We start from the raw sequence: 510 nt of genomic DNA, 5'->3' as shown, positions 1-510 counted from the left end.
ACCTCGGCCCGCGCGATCGCGCCGCCTTCGTCCCGCAGGCGCCCGGCCAGGGCGAGCACGTAGGTTTTCGGGTCGGCGATCGAGTACCAGCCGGGGGTGAACGTCCCGTGCGTGAACCGGGGCGACAGGCCGGGCTGCAGCGCCGCCATGCCGGCGGCGTCGAGATGCGTGAAGGCGATGCCGTGATCGGCCCGCACCTGCCAGCCCGGCAGCGCGGCCTCGAACTCCGCCTGCCCCTCGTAGACCTGGAGGTTGCCGTCCTTGCGCAGCATCCCTTGGGTGCCGGTGGCCTCGAGGAACGGCTCCAGCGTGTCCCGCGAAAAATCCATGAGCGCGGTCTGGGCTTCCGTCGCCCGGCGGACGCGCTCCGGCGCGCAGGCCCGCCAGAAGCGCAGCATCCAGGGCAGGATCCGGGGCGCGTAGGCCGGCGGCACCGAGAGCGGCCCGAGCGGATCGAGCAGCCAGCGCGGCGCCCTCCGGAGGATGCCGGGCGAGGCCAGCGGCAGGATG

1 protein-coding gene is annotated in these 510 nt (G+C 74.1%); it reads right to left on the bottom strand.

Features of this window, described 5'->3' with window-relative positions:
* A partial coding sequence (locus tag FV228_RS32405; RefSeq protein WP_147858029.1) for an FAD-dependent oxidoreductase occupies positions 1–510 on the bottom strand: 510 nt, incomplete at both ends.

It is taken from the genome of Methylobacterium sp. WL18, from assembly GCF_008040015.1.
Classification (GTDB): domain Bacteria; phylum Pseudomonadota; class Alphaproteobacteria; order Rhizobiales; family Beijerinckiaceae; genus Methylobacterium; species Methylobacterium mesophilicum.
This window is presented reverse-complemented; position numbering and strand designations above follow the sequence as displayed.